Below are 22,785 nucleotides of genomic sequence, written 5' to 3'. Positions count from 1 at the left end.
GTTTAATCCGTTACAATAATATTGTACACTTAGAATTTCATACAAAATAGGAATGAAATATTTGGCTACAATAAACAAAGAACATGAACGGAGGTCTACGAGATATTATGAAAATCACATCCATTGAACCTACACCGAGTCCAAATACGATGATGCTGCATCTCGACGAACAGCTTGAAGCAGGCATTCGCCGAACCTATACATTAGATAACGAGCGTTCTGCTCCTGCCTTTATCCGCCAAATGCTTCACATTCCAGGGGTCAAAAGCGTGTTCCATACTGCCGGCTTCGTCGCACTGGATCGCAAAGGTAATGCAGACTGGTCTGCCATTCTTGGGGAAGTTCAGGATAAGCTGGGTCAGGAAGGTGCGCAGCTGCAATGGGCTGAGGGTGAGGCAGCCGACGGGGAACACTTCGGGGAAGCTCAGGTATTCGTGCAATTTTTCCGTGGAGTCCCCATGCAAATCCGAGTCAAAGCAGGTGCACAGGAGGAACGTATCTCTCTATCTGACCGGTTTGTAAAGGCTGTAACGGAGGTTGCCTCCGCGACACTAATCAAGGAACGCAAGCTGACCGACTATGGTGTTCGTTACGGCGAATTGGCTGATATTGCCCGCGAGGTTGAGCAGGAGCTCGAAGCAGCCTTTCCTCCGGAACGACTTCAAAAAGTAATTGAGCAAGCCATCGCTCACGGCACCAAGCAAGAAGAGTTTGTTGAACAGCGCAGAGATTTAACGGACGAGGAGATTCGGACAGCACTGCAAAATGACGACTGGCGCGTTCGTTATGCGGCGCTTGATCAGATGGAGCCTACACCAGAGCGGATAGACCTGATTCATACGGCCCTGAAGGATGAGAAGATGCAAACACGCCGTCTGGCAGTTGTCTACTTGGGTGATCTGAAGACACCGGAGGCTCAGGAGCTATTATATGAAGCAATGCAGGATAAATCACCTGCTGTACGACGGACTGCGGGTGATACATTGTCCGATATCGGGGATCCGGCAGCCACGCCGGTCATGATGGCTGCGCTCAAGGACACCAGCAAGCTTGTTCGCTGGCGTGCAGCCCGTTTCTTATATGAAGTAGGTACAGAGGATGCCAGAGAAGTGCTTGAAATTGCAGCAGATGATCCCGAATTTGAAGTCAGCCTCCAGGCAAAAATGGCACTGGAACGGATTGAATCCGGAGAGCAGGCAGCTGGTACGGTATGGCAGCAGATGGCCGGACGCAAGCGGGATTAATCTTCATCAAATCCTCACACAATAAGGAAGATTGTACCATTGCCTTCTGGGCAGATCTTGCTTTATACTGAAGTCTGTTTTACAGCAAATTGAATATAAGATACACCTCATCATACACAGGTGAGGTAGAGGTCGCGGTTACGATTAGTAAACCGGAAGAGGCATAAGAGCTGCCGTTTGGATTCCGTGTTGAAAGGCGTACCCGCCGAAATCTGTTTGAGTACTGCTCTATGAAACGTACTCCAGGTTGGGGCTGCTAGATCCGAAAGGAGCAGAACTGTCATAGCGTAAGCTATGTTGAGCTATCTTAACGTTTAAAGTATGGTGCGGAAGTTAAAAATAGGGACCGCGGGTATACAAACCAGCGGTCTTTTTTTATTCTTTCCCGGCATACGAATCATTTCATAATACCCTGAGATTTATGGAATAGATGCATACGTAAGACCAAATAGAAGGAGTGTATTAAAAGAATGCAGCATCAAGAAACGACAGGCCCTGGCTTGAACAAAGGGCTTAAAACAAGACATATGACAATGATCGCTCTCGGCGGCTCGATCGGTACTGGATTGTTCCTCGCCAGCGGCGGCGCGATTGCGAACTCTGGCCCAGGCGGTGCACTCATCGCTTATGCTGCGGTTGGCATCATGGTTTACTTCCTAATGACCAGCCTTGGAGAGCTTGCTACCTTCATGCCAGACTCCGGTTCATTCAGCACTTATGCTACAAGATTCGTAGATCCGTCCCTTGGGTTTGCCCTTGGGTGGAATTTCTGGTACAACTGGGCGATTACGATTGCAGCTGAACTATCAGCAGCCACGATTATTTTGAAATATTGGTTCCCGGACAGCAACTCAGCACTGTGGAGTTTAGTATTCCTCCTCTTGCTCATCGGACTTAATGTCTTGTCCGTTAAAGGTTATGGGGAATCCGAATACTGGTTTGCACTTATCAAAATTGTACTTGTCATCGTATTCCTCATTGTCGGTGTCATGATGATCTTCGGGATCCTGGGCGGAGAAGCGACCGGCTTTGAGAACTTTACCGTAGGGGATGCCCCACTGCACGGCGGATTCTTTGCACTTCTCGGTGTATTCATGGCAGCCGGATTCTCTTTTCAGGGAACAGAGCTTGTCGGGGTCGCTGCCGGTGAGAGTGAAAATCCGCGTAAGAGCGTACCGCGTGCCATTCGGCAAATTTTCTGGCGGATTCTGATCTTCTATATCCTGACGATTCTGGTTATTGGTCTCATCATTCCTTATTCCGATCCAAACCTATTGAACTCGGATCTGGAAACGATCAGCGTCAGCCCGTTTACGCTCGTATTTGAGAAAGCAGGATTCGCCTTCGCGGCTTCCGTGATGAACGCGGTCATCCTAACTTCTGTACTATCTGCCGGTAACTCAGGGATGTTCGCTTCAAGCCGTGTGCTGTACGCACTGGCGAAGGACGGCAAAGCACCGCGTATTTTTGGAAAGCTGAATAAACGAGGAATTCCTGTGTACTCCCTGCTGCTCACTGCAGTCATCGGCATGCTCGCCTTCCTGGCTTCCATGTTTGGAGATGGTGTGGTATATACCTGGCTGCTTAACGCATCTGGCATGTGCGGATTTATTACTTGGCTCGGTATTTCCATCAGCCATTACCGTTTCAGAAAAGCCTATGTCGCTCAAGGGAGAGATTTAAAGGACTTGCCTTTCAGAGCAAAATGGTTCCCGTTTGGCCCACTCTTTGCCTTTGTACTCTGTATGATCGTTATTCTTGGTCAGGCGCTTACCCTTGATCTTAGCGATGTAACCTGGCTCGACTTCGTAGCCACATACTTTACGATTCCATTGTTCCTCGCGATTTGGCTCGGCTACAAGTGGAAGCATAAAACAAAGGTGATCCCGCTGAAGGATTGCGATTTTAGTACAGATCCATCCTAGTTACCTCTTGAATCTATCGAAGAAAGCCTAATCTTGCTGCAGCAGCAAGATTAGGCTTTTTTTTATTCGCTGTTCTAATGTCAGATCAGACTTTCCCGTTTGAAAAAGGGGGGATCGCCTTGCTCATCATCGCTTCCTACTGCTTCCAGTTTACCTTCACCTTTAGATCACCGGTCTCCTCAAAATCAGATACATAATAGGAGATGGACTTAATTCCGAGGCTGTACAGCTCCTTAAGTTCTCGAAACAATTCATTCTCTTCTCCATCATAACGGAATATAACAGAATGGGCGCCCTCGTCTATTTTGGATTGAACCCGTTCTCTCAGCTCTGCTGATGTTTGAATGATCTCGTCCTCATTGTACAGACCGTAATTCAGCGTTTCGTAGAGATGCTTATAAGCAGGATATTTATCGTCATTCTGAAGCATCAGTACATGAATGGCTTCGCGATAAGGCGTTACAGCGGTAGGATACTGCGCCTCCCACGTATGATCCTGCCCCATCTCTTCATCCGTCAGCAAATAGTAGTTATAACTGACTTTGCCCGGTTGATCCGGCGTTGGATCGTCCCAGGTCGTGTCCATGTGATACCAGACTCCGTCCAAGAGCAGCAGGTTCCAAGCGTGCAGCTGACCACCAGCCTGCCCTTCAATGATTCGATTCGTAATACCTGCTTCGGTAAGCATCCGATAAGTAAGAAGCGAGTAGCCTTGACACACCGTGCTTCCTGTCGCAAGTCCATCGTAAGCTGTATATTTTTGCATGGTTTCATCATAGGCCAGATTCAAAACGACATAGTTGTGAATTGCCTCCACCTTCTCATGATCGTTCATGCCTGGCTTAATGATGTCGGCCAGTATTTGGTCCACTCGAGAATTGACATAAGCCGTCTGCTCTAGAGATTCTCTATATTTAAACTCGATGTTTACTTCTGCTGAAGCGTTGGTGCCCTTGTAATGATAGGCGTAGCTCTTGAGTGTGTACTGAATGTAAGAATCACTTCGCATCGCCTTTTCTATGGCTTCCTGTAATGTAGCTTTTAACACTTTTACTTTACCTTTATAGGTAAATTGAAATTGATCTGTCCTGCTTACCATGGCACTCGTGAGTACTTCATGTAATTCTTCGGATGTGATTGCGTTTTCATTAGATGCGGCGTACAACGTATGCAAATGAACTGACCGGGGAATGGCTCCTATAAGCACGATACCTAGCAACATGACAATAAATAATCCAAATCTGCGTTTTCTCATTGATCATCCTGCCTCCCTTCCGGTAATCAACTCATGTCCGGCAGAAATATTGTAGCATAAACAAGCTTCTGCTCCATGTTCTAGTTTTGTCGATGAGACTCGAAAAAAGCTTCCCTTATCAGGGAAGCCTATTCTTATACATATTCACTTTGTCTCCATTTAGTTCCTTGCTGTATTAAAAAATTTAATAATAACGATACGCCCATTTATCACTCGTAAAATAATCCAGTTTATCCTGGAGCTCAGCAAGCCGGTTGATCACCTCAGCCGCCTCGGACACGGTCACGGGACGATCCGGAAGGAATCTGCCTTCAATAAGAGGAAGGATCCCCAGCCTGATTGCCAAGGAAGCAGCGCCTTTATTATCAATCTGTGCAGCATCTGCCACACTCGGCAAATCATTACCCTGCTGATAGAACTTAGCCAGCTTGTCGTATTGAAGCATGCTGATAATTAATTCAGACAACTGACCTCTTGTGATCGAATGGTTAGGGGCAAAGGCGATCTCTGGGTCTGCTTCAACCCATCCCTGCTCGATCAGTCGGTTGAGAATGAAATAGTATGGACTGTCCATATCAATATCAGCAAACAGCTTCGCTGAATTGCTTGAATAATAACTGCTCATCTGCACATGTGGATCTAGAGCCCGTGCCAAATACGTATACCAGTCGCCCTTCGTGATGTTTCGCTCCGGCTCAATCTTACCTTCAATATCAGGAACGAGCACCCCGTGGGTAATCATCCGCTGCATAACTTCTTCCGACTCATGTCCGGCAATATCAACTACCAGGGCGTTGGTATGATTTGCACCAGACGAATACATTTCACGAAGCTTGCCTGTTGTGCCGTCAATCACCTTTGAGGAGTACAGCTGAGCTGCTCCCTGGGATGGCATGTATACCAGCTTTACCGGAGGGATCTCTTCGCTTGTAATATAGTATGGATTAGATTCTTGGTAGCTAAGCACCATTTCAGTCGAGTCCAAATAGGCTGCTTGTGCCTCTTCTTGACTAATGCTGGCCTCCTTCACCTCTGGCAGCTGAACAATTTCCGCACTTAAGCTTGTATAAAATGTATTCACCTGACCGGACTTGGTCATCGATATATTCACGTTATCCCCTATGACCCGAAGACCATTCAAATATCGGCTATAAACAAAGTTATACCCATCTTCCATCGAGATCATCTGGCTTAATCGAAGCTCGGTCACTGCATTAGGAACGAGGGATAATACCAGTTCGGCAGCTTGGTCTTTGGCCGCTTGCTTTGAAATCTCTTTAATCGACGCGTCCCCGTTATCAGTGCTGCTATGATACCATTCAGAATAGTCGATCACTTGGCCTGTTTCTGCGTCAACTTGAGTGCTAATGTCGCTTACTTCATTACCCTTTTGATGCGAAAATCTTACATGCCACACTTTCTTCACAGCACCGCGCTGCGAACTTCGGTTAAGACTTACATCTATCGCCGTATACTCTTTCAATGAAGGAAATTTATTCTTAAGAAGGGCAACCACCTCATCGCGGGCTGGCGGCTTCGCTGCAGGCTCAAAGCTCACATCTTTCTTAGGCAGCGATTCATCTAATATAGATATATCCGATTCTCCAGAGGCATACACATCGACAGCCTTACCCGTTATCGCATCGACAACAACTTCCCCCGTGTTAGAAGGCACATATGCCAAATAGTACTCTTTGCTGCCATTGTTATAAGCATAATTTACGGGAACATAAGCCAGCTGAAGGTCAAGACTTTCTTCAAAGCGTTTCTTAGCTTCCTCCTTCGTCACCTTAGGAACCGGAGAAGGATAATTGCTATGTCCAGTCATTCGAGTGTAACTGGTAACCTCTCCGCTGTCGTTTACACTGATATAAACGATGTTGCCGACAGCAGGCAGGCCATTTACTTTCAATTGATAGGAGAATGGATATTCTGTTCGTCCAAATAGAGGATTCATTCCCTGATCCATATTTTCAAGAGATGAGTACTCTCCTTCCTTGAGATCAGGTATAGCTTCATGCAGGAATGCAGCACTGATCTCGGCTGCCTCCTCTTCTGATATGTGCTCTTCGGAATCTCCTCTCTGAATGAGATACTCAGGTAGATGTGCTGACAATACCTCACCCGTCTGGCTGGATACGGAAGCGCTGAAGCTCGAAGTAGAATTCCCTCTAGTTATGCTATAAGAGAGATCCCATACCTTCTCTTCTGCAGGAGGGTACGACCCATTCGATCCCAATTGAACCGAAGTAAGCGTTGCCTTGGATAGCTTGGGAAATAGTTTAAGGATGTTTTTATGAGCTGTTTCAGAAGAGATTTTTGCTCCCTTGGGAATGGTGCTGTCTGTTATACTCAATGCCGTCTCTTCGCCAACGGATACTTGGGCAGCCGATACTTCCTGAATGACTCCTTGTGTATGTACACCCAGCATCACAGCAGCAAGCGCTGCGGCCACTCTCTTCATTGAGGGTGATTTTTTATTTTTATTCTCATTTTGCTTCAATCCTCTAACGCTCCTTTCTTTTTTCCAATCTGTGCCATTATATCATAATACAAACTATGAAATTCCTGATTTACCCAAAATTAAAATTCAAACTTTTCGAGCTATAGAACGTTCCTTGCAAAAAATAAAAGCCAGCTAAAAAGAAAAAAGGCTGAACAGCAGCCCTTCTTCCTTATACATGGCTTTATAGGTACGATCTCATCATCTTCACTGTAACATACAACTTATCTCACTCTATCACATCTTTTTCTAACGCAAAACCCCATTCTGCAATTTTTCTTTCAAATACTGCTGATTATAGAGCATGCTTGGATGCGTGGGATGATACCTGAGAGCCAGCTCATTATGGTAATTGGCCTGCCCATGGTTACCAAGACGGTCATAGCAGACACAGAGCTGCAGATGCGGAATCCATGTCCATGATGGCTCATCAATGTTCGCTAACGGATCTTGCGGCCGCTTCAGCGCTACAGCTGTCTCAAACCAATGAATGGCTGTATCCCACTCCGTACGCTCCGCAAACCAGGTGCCTATCCTGCAGCATACTTCTGCGCGCGGGATCGCATAGGTAAATGATCTGAACAAGGCTGCAAGCTCCTGCTCCTTCATCCCAAGCCTTCCCATACATTCGGCCAGTTTCAAGCACGCGGACAAATTATCTTCAATCCAGCCGTGACCCGAATCGAGGAACCTCGTATACCATTGAACGGCTTCCTCATTTAAACCATGATCTCGAAGCTCATTCGCATAATAATACTGATCCCTTGCAGTAAATATCTCTCCCCGTTCTTCTAGTCTTTTGTATATCCGTAAATTACGGTCTGTATATTCTTTGTCTTTCTTGTGTGTTACTGCAATGTTCGTATGAATAATGTTGCCCGAGACAGCCAAATATTCGTGCACAGCACCATGCCACTCAAAGCCCTTATCCCTTCGAACCAGCCGATTTCTTCTCAGCTTATGGCTTACATTGCCCGATCCATCAAAGGCCAGATGATATTCCATCGACAGCCCGTCAATGGACGAATCAAGCCGTTCCCTCCAATCCAGCAGCTGCTGCCGGTCCTTCTCCTCAAACACATCATCCGCATCAAGCCATAAAATATATTCTCCTTCAGCCTGGCTGAAGGCAAAGTTTCGGGCATCGGCAAAATGATCCTTCCACTCATAATCTACAATTCGGCAATCATATTCCTTCGCAATTTCACGAGTACGATCTGTTGAACCCGTATCCACAATGACGATTTCATCCGCAATCTCCCGCACTGAATCGAGACACCGTGCCAGCGATTTTTCCTCGTTCTTCACAATCATGCACAGACTAATGAGGATGTGCTTGCTTGCCTCTGTTCCCTCTATCGTATGCTTAAAAGCTGATTGAAGAAAGGCTGTGACTCCGTCCAAATCCGAATCCCGATAAATATGATAAGCAGGGTAATGTGTATCCACGTACAGCCGGATCCCCAGCGCCTGGGCTCTCACACAGAAGTGACGATCCTCGCCCCAAAGGGTAAGGTTATCGATCCGGGCAAAACGAACCCCCTTCTCAAGCGCAGATCTGCGAATCAAAGTACAGGCCCCAAGCCCTCCTACCTCGTATCTTCCTTTCTTGCGCAGCTTCCTCATAAATTCCGCACTTCGTCTCTGCTTCTCTTCTTCCGTAAGCTGCTCATTCCGTCTCTCTTCATATAATGTATATTCGTCTCTCAGCCATACCTGCGGCATCTCGATCGTTCCCGGCTGCCAGCGGGTCCAGAAGAGGTTTGCCACGATTTCCTCCTCCCCGTTCAAGAGCTGTGTCAACGTGGACGGATGAAGCACCAGATCGGAATCCAGCAAAAACAGAGCATCATAGCCTTCTTCTATTGCATAGGATAGGATCCAATCCTTCAAGGCTGCTACCCGCCATATATATTCTTCAGGCCAATAATGGCCGTATTCATTTCGGGTGTAAACCGGATTAGAGTTCGGGTCTTCTGTCGGTGATGGATCTGCTATAGACATCTTCAGAGCTTCTTCTGTATCTGCTGGATTTTCTGGATTTTCTGCATTTTCTGCGTTTGCTGCATTTTCTGCTCCAGATCTGGTTCCCGCTCGGCTCCGTTTGATCCATGTTTTTTTTGGCTTTTCGATTACCGCAGCCTTTACTACTCTTCCTCCATGCTTTCGTACAAAAGCTCTCAGCTGCTTAGACGAGGCCTGAGCCTCATTATCATCAACAAATACATAGCTTACCTCGATCTCTTCCTCCCGGATGGAGAGTGAAGACAACGATTGTAGAAAGGCCTTTAACACATCTGGTGATTGACGCACTGGACTTGCGATCAGGATACGCTGCAGAGCTGTCATAGTGCCCTCGTCCTCCTTTTAATGGGATCTCCATGGTATTAAGGAAGGGGCCGTATCCAGAATAGATTCATACTGCTCCTTCCATCCATATTTCGCCTCTGGGTCCAGCTGTCTGTACCGGACATATTTATGCAATCGGTCTTCCCGTCTGGCCCAGCCAAAATGCTGAATACGAGCTTGGTGGCATATGTAGGGGAACTCGAAGATGTTCAGCGGGAATCTTCCACAGTGCTGGGGAGTTTCTTTCCATTTATACGTCTGATGGGAGTTAAATTTGACCAGGAAAGGCCGATAGATCTGGTGGGCACGCCAATACAGGTCTTCTCGGTAATGCGTTTCGCTCCACATATCAAATAATCGAAAATAAACTGCTTCATGAGGTCCTGTCGTCAATGCGTGCAAATCCTCGTCCCATTCATCCTCAAATATTTCATCAGCGTCCAGATTAAGAATCCAATCGGCTCCTGCCTGGGCTGCTGCTTCCCACTGCTGCTTGCGAAGGGACACTTCATCGGAGAAATGAGACTGCTTATTACGGATGAGAACATGCTCTACCCCCTGAAGCAGCTCTTCACATAATTCGGGTGTTCCATCCGTGCTTCCATCATCAATGATGATCGCTTGATCGATCCAGGGACGGTGCTTGATCAAAGCGCGTTCCAGGTACCTGCCTACCTCATTTTTCACGATCATGGACAACGTAATTTTGCCACTCACTGATTCTGCCATGTTTTCCTCCTACCCAGCCGAACTGCCTATATTTGTCCTAAGACAGTCAGCAGCCTCCATCTCCAATTTATTCGTGAATTTCTGCCGATATAACTAGGATCCGAAGGATACGCGAAGGAGGTCCTTCGAGCTTCAAGATGAGCCTGAGCTTTCGTCGAACAATACAATTCCGTTTTACCATACAAAAAAACCACCCGTCTTATAAAAAGACAGATGGCTTGTTCTCAGCATATTCAAAAATTTACGATCTATACTCCGCAAGCTTCTCATTCAACTCACGAGTTTGGCCATATACTTCCTGGTACAGTGCAAACAGTTTGTCATAGGATGCCGCTGTTTCCGGATTCGGATCATAGGTTTTGGCCGGACGAATAAATGCGGCGGCAACCTCCTGCAGCGAATCAAACCAACCGCAGCCATATGCTGCGAGAATTGCAGCACCCATGGCAGGCCCCTGTTCACTTTCGAGCTTGATAATCTTCGCATTGAAGATGTCCGCCTGCATTTGCAGCCAGGTCTCATTCTTGGCGCCGCCTCCAATGGAGATGACCTCACTGATCGTCTTGCCGGCACCGCGGATAATATCAATCGACTCACGAAGAGAGAAGGTAATTCCCTCAAGGACCGAACGTCCAAAATGCTGAAGCGTATGGCTTGCATCCATACCGATAAAGCTGCCGCGGATATTTGCATCAGGATGCGGAGTACGCTCACCCACAATGTATGGCGTAAACAACAATCCGCCGCTTCCCGCTGGAACTTGGTCAATGCCTTGCAGCAGCAGATCAAATGACAGGTCTTTGGCAAAGGTATCCTTAAACCAAGTCAGGCTATAACCCGCTGCCAAGGTAACGCCCATAATATAGTAGGCATCCTTCTCGGAGTGATTAAAGAAGTGGACCTTCCCTTCAAAATCGAGGTTCTTGCGTTCTTCATAGGATAGAACGACTCCGGATGTTCCAATACTGCTCATCGTTTTCCCTTCACTCAGAATCCCTGCACCAATGGCACCGCAAGCATTGTCAGCTCCGCCGGCAAATACTTTGGTTTGAGGGGTAAGTCCAGCGTCCTCCGCAACTTCTGGCAGCAAGGTGCCCACCAGATCAAAGGACTCCACTAATTTCGGGCATAGGGAGAGCGGTAAGGAGAATGCATTCGTGATCTGTTCGCTCCAGGACTTCGCAGCAGGATCCAAGAGCAGCGTTCCGGCTGCATCCGAATAATCCATCGCATAATCGCCGGTCAACCGGTAGCGTACATAATCCTTAGGCAGCAGGAACAGCGCTGCTTGATCCAGTATTTCAGGCTCATTCTCCTGCACCCACAAAATTTTCGGCAGTGTAAAGCCTTCGAGCGCACGATTGCGTGCAATGGACAGCAAATCCTGACCCAGTGTATTTTCAATCTTACGGCACTGAGCAGTCGTACGTGTATCATTCCACAGAATAGCCGGGCGAAGGACGCTTCCTTCTGCATCCACAAGCACGAGCCCGTGCATTTGCCCCGAGAAGCTGAGACCTTCCACTTCAGCCGGATTAATACCGGATATCTCCATCAATTTACGTAAGGATACTATCGTTTGCTGTACCCAATCCTCGGGATTCTGCTCACTATAACCAGCCTTGGGCTGATACAGCGGATAAGCCTCCGATGCTTCATATAATACATGCCCGCTGCGATCGACCAGAACCGTCTTTACCGCGCTGGTTCCCAAATCTACACCAATGACATAACTCATCTTATTCTCCTCCTCTTCTTGTAAAAAAAAGAATCGTCCCCATGCCTTTCGCTTACGCCAAAGGCCGGGGACGATCCGAAAGGCTTCTCATAAAACGTCCTATTGGCTCTTAAATCATGCTTGTATTGCTTAAACCGGCGGGACGATTAGTCAGCCAAGATGTATTGGTTAAGAGTTGCTTTGAGCAGCTCTTGACGGCCGGATTCATTCTTGCGAGGTGTTTCATTGTTCAGTGCATACTCAGCCAGGGAAGCAAGTGTTGCTTTGCCTTCAACAACCTCAGCACCGACGCCTTCTTTGAAGCTGGAGTAGCGTTTCTCGATGAAATCATCGAATACGCGATCTTCGATCAGTTTAGCTGCAACCTTAAGACCTTTCGCATAAGTATCCATACCTGCGATGTGAGCGAGGAACAGATCTTCTGCTTCGAAGGAAGCACGACGAACTTTGGCATCAAAGTTTACGCCGCCTTTGCCAAGGCCGCCGTTCTTCAGAACTTCGTACATTGTCAGTGTTGCATCATAGATATCTACAGGGAATTCATCTGTATCCCATCCGATCAGCAGATCGCCTTGGTTCGCATCGAGGGATCCGAGCATGCCGTTGATGCGGGCAACGCGGATTTCGTGGTCAAATGTATGACCAGCAAGTGTTGCATGGTTCGCTTCAAGATTCAGCTTGAAGTGCTTGTCCAAGCCGTACTTCTGCAAGAACGCGATGGATGTAGCTGCATCAAAGTCATATTGATGTTTTGTCGGCTCTTTTGGTTTAGGCTCGATCAGGAATTGAGCGTCAAAGCCGATTTCTTTGGCATAATCAACAGCCATATGGAACATGCGGGCGATGTTGTCCTGCTCCAGCTGCATGTCCGTGTTCAAGAGAGTGTCATAACCTTCACGACCGCCCCAGAATACATAGTTATCAGCGCCAAGGCGTTTACCTACTTCAAGACCCTTCTTGATTTGAGCTGCTGCATGAGCATATACGTCTGCGTTGCAAGTCGAAGCAGCACCGTGCATGAAGCGAGGGTTGGTAAACATGTTTGCTGTGTTCCAGAGCAGCTTCTTGCCTGTCGCTTTCATTTGCTCTTCAATCAGGTCAACAATCGTATCGATGTTGCTGTAGAACTCACGAAGTGAGCTTCCTTCTGGAGCAATATCCACGTCATGGAAGCAGAAGTATGGAAGGTTCATTTTCTCCATGAATTCAAAAGCAGCCTCTACGCGGACTTTAGCCAGATCCATACCGGAATATTTATCATAAGAGCGAACTGCCGTATCTGTACCGAACGGGTCAGAACCGCCAGCTGTAAGTGTGTGCCAGTAAGCCATACCGAAACGGAAATGCTCTTCCATTGATTTGCCGGCTACGACTTCTTCAGGATTATAGAATTTAAATGCAAAAGGATTCTTGGAATCTTTACCTTCATAAGCAATTTTATTAACGGATTCAAAATAGGCCATGTTACAAAGCCCTCCTCAAAATTAGTTTAAAACTGTTTCGCGAAATCGTTTACACCGTTATACTATCACACTCGAAATACTTTGTCTATTGGTTAAACAAAGTTTGTTTTTTGAAATGATTTTCGTTACAATAGTCTTTATATCATCACAAGGGATGTGCTTTATCCATGGCGATTACCGGAGATCAGGCTCTGGTCAAGAAAATAAATAAGTCCATTATTCTGAGCACGATCCGGGAGCACGCCCCGCTCTCAAGAGCAAGAGTATCGGAGCTCACCGGACTGAATAAGGCAACTGTTTCCAATCTGGTTACGGAGTTAATTGAGAATCATCTCGTCACCGAGCTCGGTCCAGGCCAATCCAGCGGCGGACGCAAACCGCTCATGCTGCTGTTTAATAATACGGCAGGTTATGCGGTCGGCATTGAGCTGACTGTTGCGAAGCTTCGCGGTGTACTAACCGATCTTGCGGGAAATATCGTGCATGAAACCTCTCTTCCTCTTACCGATCACGATATTCCATCCGTCACTGCCAGGATCATCACAATGACCAAACAACTGCAGACCGAGGCTCCCTTATCGCCGCATGGGGTCATAGGCATAGGGGTTGGCGTGCCAGGAATGGTAGACGAGGAGGGTACGATCCTCTTCGCACCGAACCTTGGCTGGAACACGGTGCCGCTGGCGAGCATGCTGGAGGAAGAGCTCGGGCTTCCTGTAACGATAGACAATGAAGCGAATGCCGGTGCTTCCGGCGAGCTTCACTTTGGAGCAGGTAAGGGAATGCGTCATCTCATCTATATTAGTGCAGGCTCAGGGATTGGCTCGGGGATCATGATTGACGGCGGGCTGTATAAAGGAGCTTGGGGATATGCAGGTGAGACAGGACATATGTCCATTGATGCAGAAGGAAAACAATGCACCTGCGGTAATCGAGGCTGCTGGGAGCTCTATGCCTCAGAGAAGGCGTATAGCGACCCAAATCTTCAGATTCCAGCAGGGACAACAGCCGAGCTGGTAGCTTATGCCGAACAGGGGGATTCTGCTGTGCTTGAGCTGTATCGAAGCATCGGGCATCGACTGGGCATCGGCATTACGAATATCGTCAACAGCTTTAACCCGGAACGAATTATTGTGGGAGGACCGCTGTCCGAGGCTAGAGAATATATGGAAGACTCGCTTCAGCAAGTCGTCGCAGAGAGGACACTGCCGTATCACATGCGCAGTCTGCAGATCAGCTTCGCACAGCTCGGCAGCAAATCAACCCTGATCGGTTCCGCATATGGAGCAATCTCCCAATTTCTAGGTCACATTCGAGTGAGTGCATAAGTGTACACCAGATGATTTATAGCAGTGTAATTCATTGAACTGTTAAATATTTACTAATTCAGACAAAAAATTGTCCCATTTTATCGTCGCATGCCCTCTATTTCAAGGTATAATGAATCTAATTGTGTGTCATTTATCACAGCAGAGTCTTACCTTTGTGTGTATACCTTACGTACGAAATGGAGAGAATTCGTGTGACTTATGTGGATACATCAGATATTTCAGCCGCGATGTTTATTGCTGTTTTACTGTTCCTAATTATAATCGCACCTTTGGCTAGTCTAGGTATCCTCAGATTGTTTCAAGGCAGGAAGAAACAAGCCTTGTGGTATATCGTATCCGGAGTAGCCGTCTACGGCATATTCCAGTGGTTTATGTGGTATTTCTTTTAAAACAGCAGTAATAGGCATCAGCACGTTTAATTGTACCCTGTGGGCTATGACTCTAACATAGAGTCTAGTCCGCAGGGTATTTTCACGTATGATGCCTTAGTTTATACTGGTTTTATTTTTTCAGCTGATCCGCAATCTGCTGATGTTCACTTGATCCCACGACCTGCAATGCCGATTCCTCCACCGGCTCATTCGTTAGTTCGTATTTGTATTTAAGAGTTAGAATCCGGAGCACCTTCCGATCAATATCTTCAGCCGAGAGCTCTCCCTTCCGCACAGCCTGTAAAAGCGTGTTATACGCCTTCTCCGCTTTGGCTGGTGTATGACCGAACAGTACGACGTCGGCTCCTGCCTGAATTGCCATCAGTGCTGCCTCACCGGATCCGTAATTTTGCTGAATTGCACCCATTTCAAGATCATCGGTAATGACAACCCCATCATATCCCATCTCCTCACGGAGCAGAGCACTGAGCATGACCTCTGACAAGGAAGCAGGCCGGAGTGAAGCATCAATCTGAGGGTATTGGATGTGCGCAGCCATCATCATGTCTGCCCCATCTTCTATCGCTGCCTGAAAAGGTACCAGCTCCAGCTCAGCAAGCTCTTCCTTCGTCTTCTGAACAACGGGCAGGCCAATATGCGAATCGACCTTCGTATCTCCATGTCCTGGAAAATGCTTCACAGCCGCAATGACGCCGGCTTCCTGCATCCCTTTCATAGTAGCAATACCGAGCTCGGAGACCGTTTCTGCCGAATCTCCAAACGAACGGTTTCCTATCACGGTATTCTCCGGATTGCTGAAAATATCGAGCACCGGAGCAAAATTGAGATTAAAACCGAACGCTCCGAGCTCTGTCCCAATGACACTTCCGATCTGGGCAGATAAATCCGCATTGTTATACTTCCCTATCTGTCGGTTCGATGGAAATTCTGTTTTCCCTTCAGGAAGCCTTGAGACGCGTCCCCCTTCCTCATCCACAGAAATGAACAAGGGCAGCTGTCCCTCTCCATTGCTCTTCTTGACTTCATTGATCAAGGATTGAAGCTGCTTCTGATCATGGATATTCGGGCCAAACAAGATGACACCGCCCAGCTGTCCCTTACGAATTAAATCTTCTGCTTCTGTATCCAGCTCTGTCCCAGGAAAACCGGATATAATCATTTGTCCGATCTTGTCCTCGATTGACAGGTTAGCGAGCTGCTCCATGGCCGCCTCCTGCTCAGGCAATAGATCTTGATCGTCATGCTTCGGTGGTATGGATGTTTGGCCCTCCTCTGCATCCGATTCCGATTCGCTGCCAGCATCTGAATCGGATGGTGCATCGGAGCCGGAGTTCGCTCCTTCTTCGTCAGGTCCGCGATTCGAGCCGGGCAGCTCTGGTAAGGAAGTACCTGAATCCCCTGCATTGCAAGAGGTGAGCAGCACAACTGCCAGCAGTATTAAAATGTAGTTAACCCATCTTCTATATCCATAGGATTCTCTTTTCAATCCGACATCGCCCCATTTTCGTTGCATCTTTCTAATGTTATTCACAACACTATACTACCCATCTTACAGCAAAAAGAAAAACCGCACCCCTCAGCGGCTGTGTCCCTTACTCTCTTGTAACCGAGAACAAATCCATCTTATCGATGCCTCTGTTCTCTATTAGGTGAGGGAACAACTACTACACAGGGTGCGGTTATGCTACGACTTCATATCTTATCCTTGCGGATTAAGTGCCTTGTGGAACTGCAATTTGTTCATGCCAACGATACGGTGCTCGCCAAGCACGGTTACAGGTACTGCACGAAGCCCCATATCCCATACTTGCTGTGCAAATTCGTCGCTCTGTTCGATATTGCGCTCTTCATACTCAATGCCGTTCTCTGTGAGATAGCTCTTCACCTGACGGCAATGCGGACAGTTGGTAGAAGTATATACTATTGCTTTATCCATCATATTCACCTCGTAAGAAGAAATTTTAAATTAATAAGTTAAGCTAAAGCTCTATTAGTTAGCAACTGCGCTATGCTCCAGGCTTTCGATGAATTTCTCAGCATCAATCGCTGCTTTGCATCCGCTGCCTGCTGCTGTAATGGCTTGTCTATAACGTGTATCTTGTACGTCACCGCAAGCGAATACGCCAGGAACGTTCGTTTCGCTCGTTCCAGGATTCACAACAATATAACCATTGGAGTCAATCGTTACTTGGCCGTTCAAGAAGCCCGTGTTCGGATTGTGACCAATCGCTACGAATACGCCGCTTACTTCAATCATCTCTTCTTCTCCAGTAGCATTGTTAAGCACCTTAACGCCCTTAACTCCGCCTTCACCAGCAACAATCTCAACCGGTGTACGGTTAAGCGCCCACTCGATCTTCTCGTTGCTGCGGGCACGGTCCTGCATGATCTTCGAAGCACGAAGCTCTTCACGACGGTGTACCAGTGTTACTTTGGAAGCGAAGCGAGTCAGGAAGTTCGCTTCTTCCAGAGCGGAATCACCGCCGCCGATCACTACGATTTCTTTACCACGGAAGAAGAAGCCGTCGCATGTCGCGCAAGTGCTGACACCATAACCCACGTTCTCCTGCTCCCCAGGAATTCCAAGATACTTGGCAGATGCTCCTGTAGACAAGATAACGGTTTCGGACACGATCTCACCCTGCCCCTCAACTTGAATCTTGAAAGGACGCTGAGCCATATCAATGCTGTTCACCCAACCTGTGCGGAATTCAGCACCGAAACGCTCGGCTTGTTTACGCATATTATCCATAAGCTCTGGTCCCATAATTCCTTCTGGGAAGCCAGGGAAATTCTCTACTTCAGTCGTCGTGGTCAATTGACCACCCGGTTCCGGGCCTTCAATGACAAGTGGACTTAGATTGGCACGAGCGAGATAAATCGCTGCTGTCAGACCCGCAGGGCCTGTACCGATAATGACTGATTTATACATTTAAATAACCTCCCGCTGCTATCCGCAAATTGCTGCAATATACATACTTTGAATGAACTGGTGTCAAGCAAACATACAATATGTATTAGAACCTGTAACACAACATAAACTCAAAAAAGAGTTGTCACCAGAAAAAGGATCATGAATAATGTATTGAATGACTCCACCTGTTCAAGAAATCGTCAACTTTACGGAAATGGAATACATAATTTATAATAATTCTAATCTAGTCATCATTATGAGCAATTTCAAAGTCGATGTCAATGCTCATTTGTCGGTTGATGTCACCTGAATTATAGATGTGCTGCATTAGAGGAGGGAGTAAAAAAAGATATGGTTGAAGCATTAATAGGAAGTGTTATATCCGCTCTGTCTACAGGGCTTGGAGCCATCCCGATCTTGTTTATGCGCAAGGTCACACACCGGCTCCGGGACATTTTGCTGGCCTATGCGGCCGGAATTATGACCTCAGCTTCACTCTACAGTCTTATTCCAGAAGCACTGGGTCAATCTAATCTATTGGTTCTGTTCATAGGGATCCTTGCGGGCAGTATCGTTCTCTTGGTGCTGGAAATGTATATACCGCATATTGATCTGGAAAATCCAGAATCGCGTCCCTTTAATATTGAAGGCAAAGCGTTTCTTATCATTGCTGCCATAACGATGCACAACTTGCCTGAAGGCTTGTCTGTCGGCGTCAGCTATGCCAGTGGAGATGACAGCTTAGGTAATTTGATTGCGCTGTCCATCGGACTGCAAAATGCGCCGGAGGGGTTTCTCGTTGCTCTCTTCCTCGTTAATCAGAATATCGGCCGGTTCAAGGCACTGGGTATTGCCACTTTAACGGGTGCAGTAGAAATTGTGACCAGCATTATCGGTTATTCGCTTAGTAGTGTCGTTGATGGACTCGTGCCTTATGGCCTTGCCTTCGCAGCCGGAGCCATGATGTTCATCGTATATAAGGAGCTTATTCCGGAGAGCCATGGAGACGGCAACCAGCGAGTGGCGACGATCTCTTTCATCCTGGGACTGATTACGATGATTACACTCACCGAGTTATTCTGATCCGATCCTACAGCAAATTTTTCTCACAGGCTTCATGAATCCTATGAGAACGAAGCTTACGTTATATAGCAGCAAAAAGCGTCGTTTGCCCCAGGCTTGAAGCCTGCAGGAGCAAACGGCGCTTTTATTATGGTGCTCGTGTCTATGTGATCCATTCACCTTAATAATCGAAGTCCATTGAGAATCACGAGAATTGTACTGCCCTCATGTCCAATCACACCGAGAGGAAGTGCCAGCTCAGAAATGAAATTTCCTGCAATCAAAATGGTGATCACGCTAATGGCAAAGACGATGTTCTGCTTCACTACTCTTGCGGCACGTCTTGACTGTGTCACACTCCACGCGATCTCTTCAATGTTATCGTTCATCAGCACCACATCTGCGACCTCTATGGCCGTTCCGCTGCCCGACATTCCCATGCCCATACCTACCGTTGCCGCAGCTAGTGCAGGAGCATCATTAACGCCGTCGCCAACCATGACGACATGGCCATATTGCTCACGCAGGGAGCGAACTCTCTCTACTTTTTGCTCTGGAAGCAGACCGGCATAAACGAGATCAACTCCCGTTTCCTTCGCAATGACATCAGCTGTAGCCTGACGATCGCCCGTCAGCATGGCTACCTTGATACCAAGCTCTTGCAGCAGTTTCACCGCCTTCATTGCTTGTGGACGAACCGTATCCCGCATCGCGATCAGGCCCGCAATGTGATCTTCCTGCATAATAACGGAGACCGTCTTGCCCTCACGCTCAAGCTCTGACCTGAGCTGTATCCAAGCCGGATCCGCATCGGTCTCATCCAGCACATCTGTTTTACCTACCTTCCATAACTGCCCGGCAATTCTGCCCTTGATTCCCCAGCCGGTGATATTCTGGACATCGTCAGCCTGGATCCGCTGTGCTCCAGCTGCAATCGCCCTTGCTGCAATCGCCTCTGCCAGTGGATGTGTAGACTGACTTTCCACTGCTGCCGCGTGAGATAGAAGGGTCATCTCGTCATACCCGGAGGCCGCGATCAAATCGGTAACTTCAGGAACGCCTCTCGTCAAGGTCCCTGTCTTGTCAAAGGCCACCACCGCCGTCTTCGCCATATTCTCTACGTGTGCTCCACCCTTAAACAATAGCCCTCTTCTCGCACTGCTTGAGATCGAAGACAGCATTACTGGCATGATCGAAGCAACCAAAGCACACGGAGAAGCAACAACCAGGAATACCATCGCCTTATAAAAAGCATCTCCCCAGGGGATGGCAAACAGCAGCGGCATCGCTAGAACAAGAACGAGAGTAATCAAGACAACTAATTTGGCATAAATCCCTTCAAATTTCTCAATGAACCGCTGAGAAGCCGGGACCTCGGATTGCGCCTCCTCTACCAATTTGATGATCTTCGAGAATAATGTATTATCGGCTGGCTGAGTCACTTCAATATATAAAGCCCCTTCGCCGTTCATTGTGCCGGCATATACCTGATCTCCTGCACTCTTCTCCACTGGAATCGATTCTCCTGTAATAGAAGCTTGATTCACAGCGGAATAGCCCTTGTATACTTTGCCGTCAGAAGGCAATATTTCACCCGGTTTAACCAGCAGTAAATCTCCAGGCTGAAGCCGCTCGATTGCAACCTGCTCTACTGCCCCATCCTTCAGTCGCAGCGCAGTCTCTGGCTTCAACCCAATCAAGGAGGAGATATCTTTATGACTGCGTTCCGTCGTGTAGCTCTCAAGCGCACCGCTGAGCGCAAAGATAAAGATGAGCATCGCTCCTTCATTCCAATAGCCGATCGCTGCTGCGCCCATGGCTGCAGCAATCATGAGAAGATTCACGTCCAAATCCCGGTCTTTGACGAGTGTCTCCACACCTTCCTTGGCTTTGGCCCATCCTCCTATCGTATAAGCTGCTATATACAGCACGATAGAAATAAGCTCATAGCTGCCTGAGATCCCCCATGCTGCCAGCATCATCATCCCGCTGCCGAGTGCCGCCTGCATCTCCCTGTTCTTAAGCATCATCTTAAAATTCGGACCTCTTTTGCGTCCGGGACGCTGAGGAGATAGCCCTTGTTCATCCACTTGAGCCGCTGTACTTATTCGTTGCTGAATAGCCTCCATATTCTTCACAATCCTTTCTTCATCGCTTTACTTCTAATTGAGAATGAGAGCCATTGTTAATGGCCTTAAAATGACACATGCTGCTTCGGGAAGCCCGAAGCAGCATGGTTTTTCGTAAAAATGGCATGTTGACATCATTGAGAATGATAATCATTTTTGCATTTATACAATTATTTTTGTTTTGCGCAACTTTTACTGTATTATATACCTGGCCCACAGAAATTGTAAATAAGAATGTTGAAACTTTCATTTGACGGAAACTGAATAGGTTAATGCAATGAACCCCAAACCCTGTCAATAAGGGCTTGGGGTTTAAAGACGAACCTAATTTAGGATGAATTAGCCGCGCTCAGATCTAGCTGACTCGCTTCAATGGCCTGCTTCAGGTCAGCGAGTATATCCTTAATGTTCTCGGTTCCAATCGACAAGCGGAGCAGCTCTGGATTAACGCCTGCCGCGATCTGCTCTTCTTCTGAGAGCTGCTGATGCGTTGTGCTTGCCGGATGGATGATAAGTGACTTGGAATCCCCTACATTGGCCAGATGGGAGAACAGTTTAACATTCTCAATCAGCTTGCTGCCTGCCGCTGCTCCTCCCTTAATTCCGAAAGTTAGTATGGCTCCCTGACCTCGAGGCAGATACTTCTGTGCAAGGCTGTAAGACGGGTGGCTTGGAAGCCCCGCATAGCTCACCCACAGAACGTCCGGGTGCTGCTCTAAATATTTTGCCACTTCAAGTGCATTAGCACTGTGCCGTTCAAGTCTCAAATGAAGGGTCTCAAGTCCTTGCAGCAGCAGCCATGAATTAAATGGTGAGATCGCTGATCCAAGATCCCTTAGCAGCTGGACTCTGGCCTTAATTATATAGGCTTGCGGCCCAACAGCCTCGGTATATACAACCCCGTGATAACTTGGGTCTGGTTCTGTTAATCCTGGAAACCTCCCGCTTGCCTCCCAGTCGAACTTACCGCTGTCTACAATCACACCGCCAATCGAGGTTCCATGCCCGCCGATAAACTTGGTCGCTGAGTGGACAACGATATCGGCACCATGCTCAATCGGACGCAGCAGATATGGACTGGGAAACGTATTATCTACAATTAGCGGAATGCCATGGTTATGCGCAATTGCAGCTACCGCTTCTATATCTAACACATTACCTTGTGGGTTGCCGATCGTCTCGGCATATATGGCTTTGGTCTTGTCTGTAATAGCCGATTCAAAGTTTGCCGGATCTTGCGAGTCAACGAATTTAACTGTAATCCCAAGCTTGGCGAGCGTCGTAGAGAATAAATTGTACGTGCCTCCGTACAGACTTGAAGCTGACACAATCTCGTCGCCGCTACCAGCAATATTCAGAATAGAAAAAGTGATGGCTGCTTGACCCGAGGCAGTAGCGAGCGCCCCTACCCCGCCCTCAAGCGCAGCCATTCGCTGTTCGAATACGTCTGTGGTCGGGTTGGTAATCCGAGTATAGATGTTACCAAATTCTTGAAGGGAGAACAGATTGGCCGCATGCTCACTGTCACGAAAAGCATACGAAGTTGTCTGGTACAAAGGAACAGCCCGCGATAACGTTGTTGGATCAATTTTCTGACCTGCATGTACAGCAAGAGTCTCAAATGCGTAATCTTTTTGTTCATTAGACATATTTCTGTTTTCCTCCTCTTGAGCGGGGCAAACGCTCGCTGCTTTTTTTCCATATTCTCTCATAATTTGTTAACTTTGAAAAGATCAATCCCTACTTTTCCT

At 47.5% G+C, this 22,785-nt stretch carries 15 protein-coding genes and 1 riboswitch; of the genes, 4 read left to right on the top strand and 11 right to left on the bottom strand.

Features of this window, described 5'->3' with window-relative positions; all coding sequences use genetic code 11:
- Positions 1-107: 107 nt before the first annotated feature.
- Positions 108-1,244, top strand: a complete 1,137-nt coding sequence (locus TCA2_RS21910; RefSeq protein WP_047913732.1) for a virulence factor — start codon at positions 108-110, stop codon at positions 1,242-1,244.
- 118 nt (positions 1,245-1,362) lie between these two features.
- A riboswitch (Lysine riboswitch) is annotated at positions 1,363-1,557 on the top strand.
- 157 nt (positions 1,558-1,714) lie between these two features.
- The gene (locus tag TCA2_RS21905) at positions 1,715-3,169 is read left to right on the top strand and encodes an amino acid permease (protein ID WP_047913731.1); all 1,455 of its coding nucleotides are present in this window, start codon (positions 1,715-1,717) and stop codon (positions 3,167-3,169) included.
- A 136-nt stretch (positions 3,170-3,305) separates the two neighbouring features.
- On the opposite strand, the gene TCA2_RS21900 is transcribed toward TCA2_RS21905, so the two are convergent.
- The 6 genes from TCA2_RS21900 to xylA all read right to left on the bottom strand — a co-directional run bounded on the left by TCA2_RS21900 (position 3,306) and on the right by xylA (position 13,206).
- Entirely contained in the window at positions 3,306-4,424 is a 1,119-nt protein-coding gene (locus TCA2_RS21900; protein ID WP_047913730.1) for a transglutaminase domain-containing protein, read from the bottom strand.
- A 184-nt stretch (positions 4,425-4,608) separates the two neighbouring features.
- Positions 4,609-6,927 carry a YcdB/YcdC domain-containing protein gene (locus tag TCA2_RS21895; protein WP_047913729.1) on the bottom strand — a complete coding sequence of 773 codons (2,319 nt, stop codon included), beginning with the start codon at positions 6,925-6,927 and terminating at the stop codon, positions 4,609-4,611.
- Between the two features lie 249 nt (positions 6,928-7,176).
- Positions 7,177-9,276 carry a glycosyltransferase gene (locus TCA2_RS28090; protein WP_047913728.1) on the bottom strand — a complete coding sequence of 700 codons (2,100 nt, stop codon included), beginning with the start codon at positions 9,274-9,276 and terminating at the stop codon, positions 7,177-7,179.
- A gap of 18 nt (positions 9,277-9,294) precedes the next feature.
- Positions 9,295-10,005 carry a glycosyltransferase gene (locus TCA2_RS21885; protein ID WP_047913727.1) on the bottom strand — a complete coding sequence of 237 codons (711 nt, stop codon included), beginning with the start codon at positions 10,003-10,005 and terminating at the stop codon, positions 9,295-9,297.
- Positions 10,006-10,246: 241 nt separating this feature from the next.
- On the bottom strand, positions 10,247-11,743 hold the full coding sequence (gene xylB / locus TCA2_RS21880) for a xylulokinase (protein ID WP_047913726.1): 1,497 nt from the start codon (positions 11,741-11,743) through the stop codon (positions 10,247-10,249).
- A 146-nt stretch (positions 11,744-11,889) separates the two neighbouring features.
- Positions 11,890-13,206: a xylose isomerase gene (gene xylA / locus TCA2_RS21875; protein WP_047913725.1), complete on the bottom strand. Its 1,317-nt coding sequence runs from the start codon at positions 13,204-13,206 to the stop codon at positions 11,890-11,892.
- 167 nt (positions 13,207-13,373) lie between these two features.
- Here xylA and TCA2_RS21870 point away from each other — a divergent pair, with 167 nt between their 5' ends.
- On the top strand, positions 13,374-14,534 hold the full coding sequence (locus TCA2_RS21870; RefSeq protein ID WP_047913724.1) for an ROK family transcriptional regulator: 1,161 nt from the start codon (positions 13,374-13,376) through the stop codon (positions 14,532-14,534).
- A gap of 504 nt (positions 14,535-15,038) precedes the next feature.
- Here TCA2_RS21870 and nagZ read toward each other — a convergent pair.
- From nagZ to trxB, 3 genes are all read right to left on the bottom strand, one after another.
- A complete protein-coding gene (nagZ, locus tag TCA2_RS21860; RefSeq protein WP_193746104.1) occupies positions 15,039-16,460 on the bottom strand; it encodes a beta-N-acetylhexosaminidase in 1,422 nt (473 codons plus the stop codon).
- A gap of 168 nt (positions 16,461-16,628) precedes the next feature.
- Positions 16,629-16,865 (bottom strand): glutaredoxin family protein, encoded by a 237-nt coding sequence (locus TCA2_RS21855; RefSeq protein WP_047913722.1) that lies wholly within the window; start codon positions 16,863-16,865, stop codon positions 16,629-16,631.
- A 54-nt stretch (positions 16,866-16,919) separates the two neighbouring features.
- The gene (trxB, locus tag TCA2_RS21850) at positions 16,920-17,861 is read right to left on the bottom strand and encodes a thioredoxin-disulfide reductase (protein ID WP_047913721.1); all 942 of its coding nucleotides are present in this window, start codon (positions 17,859-17,861) and stop codon (positions 16,920-16,922) included.
- A gap of 333 nt (positions 17,862-18,194) precedes the next feature.
- Here trxB and TCA2_RS21845 point away from each other — a divergent pair, with 333 nt between their 5' ends.
- Complete coding sequence (locus TCA2_RS21845; protein ID WP_047913720.1) at positions 18,195-18,926, top strand: ZIP family metal transporter; 732 nt, start codon at positions 18,195-18,197, stop codon at positions 18,924-18,926.
- Between the two features lie 155 nt (positions 18,927-19,081).
- On the opposite strand, the gene TCA2_RS21840 is transcribed toward TCA2_RS21845, so the two are convergent.
- Entirely contained in the window at positions 19,082-21,034 is a 1,953-nt protein-coding gene (locus TCA2_RS21840; protein WP_047913719.1) for a heavy metal translocating P-type ATPase, read from the bottom strand.
- 329 nt (positions 21,035-21,363) lie between these two features.
- Positions 21,364-22,746: a homocysteine synthase gene (locus TCA2_RS21835; protein ID WP_274520946.1), complete on the bottom strand. Its 1,383-nt coding sequence runs from the start codon at positions 22,744-22,746 to the stop codon at positions 21,364-21,366.
- Between the last annotated feature and the right edge of the window lie 39 nt (positions 22,747-22,785).

Source organism: Paenibacillus sp. TCA20 (assembly GCF_000732325.1).
Classification (GTDB): Bacteria; Bacillota; Bacilli; order Paenibacillales; family Paenibacillaceae; genus Paenibacillus; species Paenibacillus urinalis.
Note: the sequence above shows the minus strand (reverse complement) of the source record. Positions and strands in the feature narration are given on the sequence as shown.

Coding starts and splice junctions, on each gene's coding strand:
- TCA2_RS21910 (WP_047913732.1), top strand. CDS start 108: ATGAAAATCACATCCATTGAACCTACACCGAGTCCAAATACGATGATG.
- TCA2_RS21905 (WP_047913731.1), top strand. CDS start 1,715: ATGCAGCATCAAGAAACGACAGGCCCTGGCTTGAACAAAGGGCTTAAA.
- TCA2_RS21900 (WP_047913730.1), bottom strand. CDS start 4,424: ATGAGAAAACGCAGATTTGGATTATTTATTGTCATGTTGCTAGGTATC.
- TCA2_RS28090 (WP_047913728.1), bottom strand. CDS start 9,276: ATGACAGCTCTGCAGCGTATCCTGATCGCAAGTCCAGTGCGTCAATCA.
- TCA2_RS21885 (WP_047913727.1), bottom strand. CDS start 10,005: ATGGCAGAATCAGTGAGTGGCAAAATTACGTTGTCCATGATCGTGAAA.
- xylB (WP_047913726.1), bottom strand. CDS start 11,743: ATGAGTTATGTCATTGGTGTAGATTTGGGAACCAGCGCGGTAAAGACG.
- xylA (WP_047913725.1), bottom strand. CDS start 13,206: ATGGCCTATTTTGAATCCGTTAATAAAATTGCTTATGAAGGTAAAGAT.
- TCA2_RS21870 (WP_047913724.1), top strand. CDS start 13,374: ATGGCGATTACCGGAGATCAGGCTCTGGTCAAGAAAATAAATAAGTCC.
- TCA2_RS21855 (WP_047913722.1), bottom strand. CDS start 16,865: ATGGATAAAGCAATAGTATATACTTCTACCAACTGTCCGCATTGCCGT.
- trxB (WP_047913721.1), bottom strand. CDS start 17,861: ATGTATAAATCAGTCATTATCGGTACAGGCCCTGCGGGTCTGACAGCA.
- TCA2_RS21845 (WP_047913720.1), top strand. CDS start 18,195: ATGGTTGAAGCATTAATAGGAAGTGTTATATCCGCTCTGTCTACAGGG.
- TCA2_RS21840 (WP_047913719.1), bottom strand. CDS start 21,034: ATGGAGGCTATTCAGCAACGAATAAGTACAGCGGCTCAAGTGGATGAA.
- TCA2_RS21835 (WP_274520946.1), bottom strand. CDS start 22,746: ATGAGAGAATATGGAAAAAAAGCAGCGAGCGTTTGCCCCGCTCAAGAG.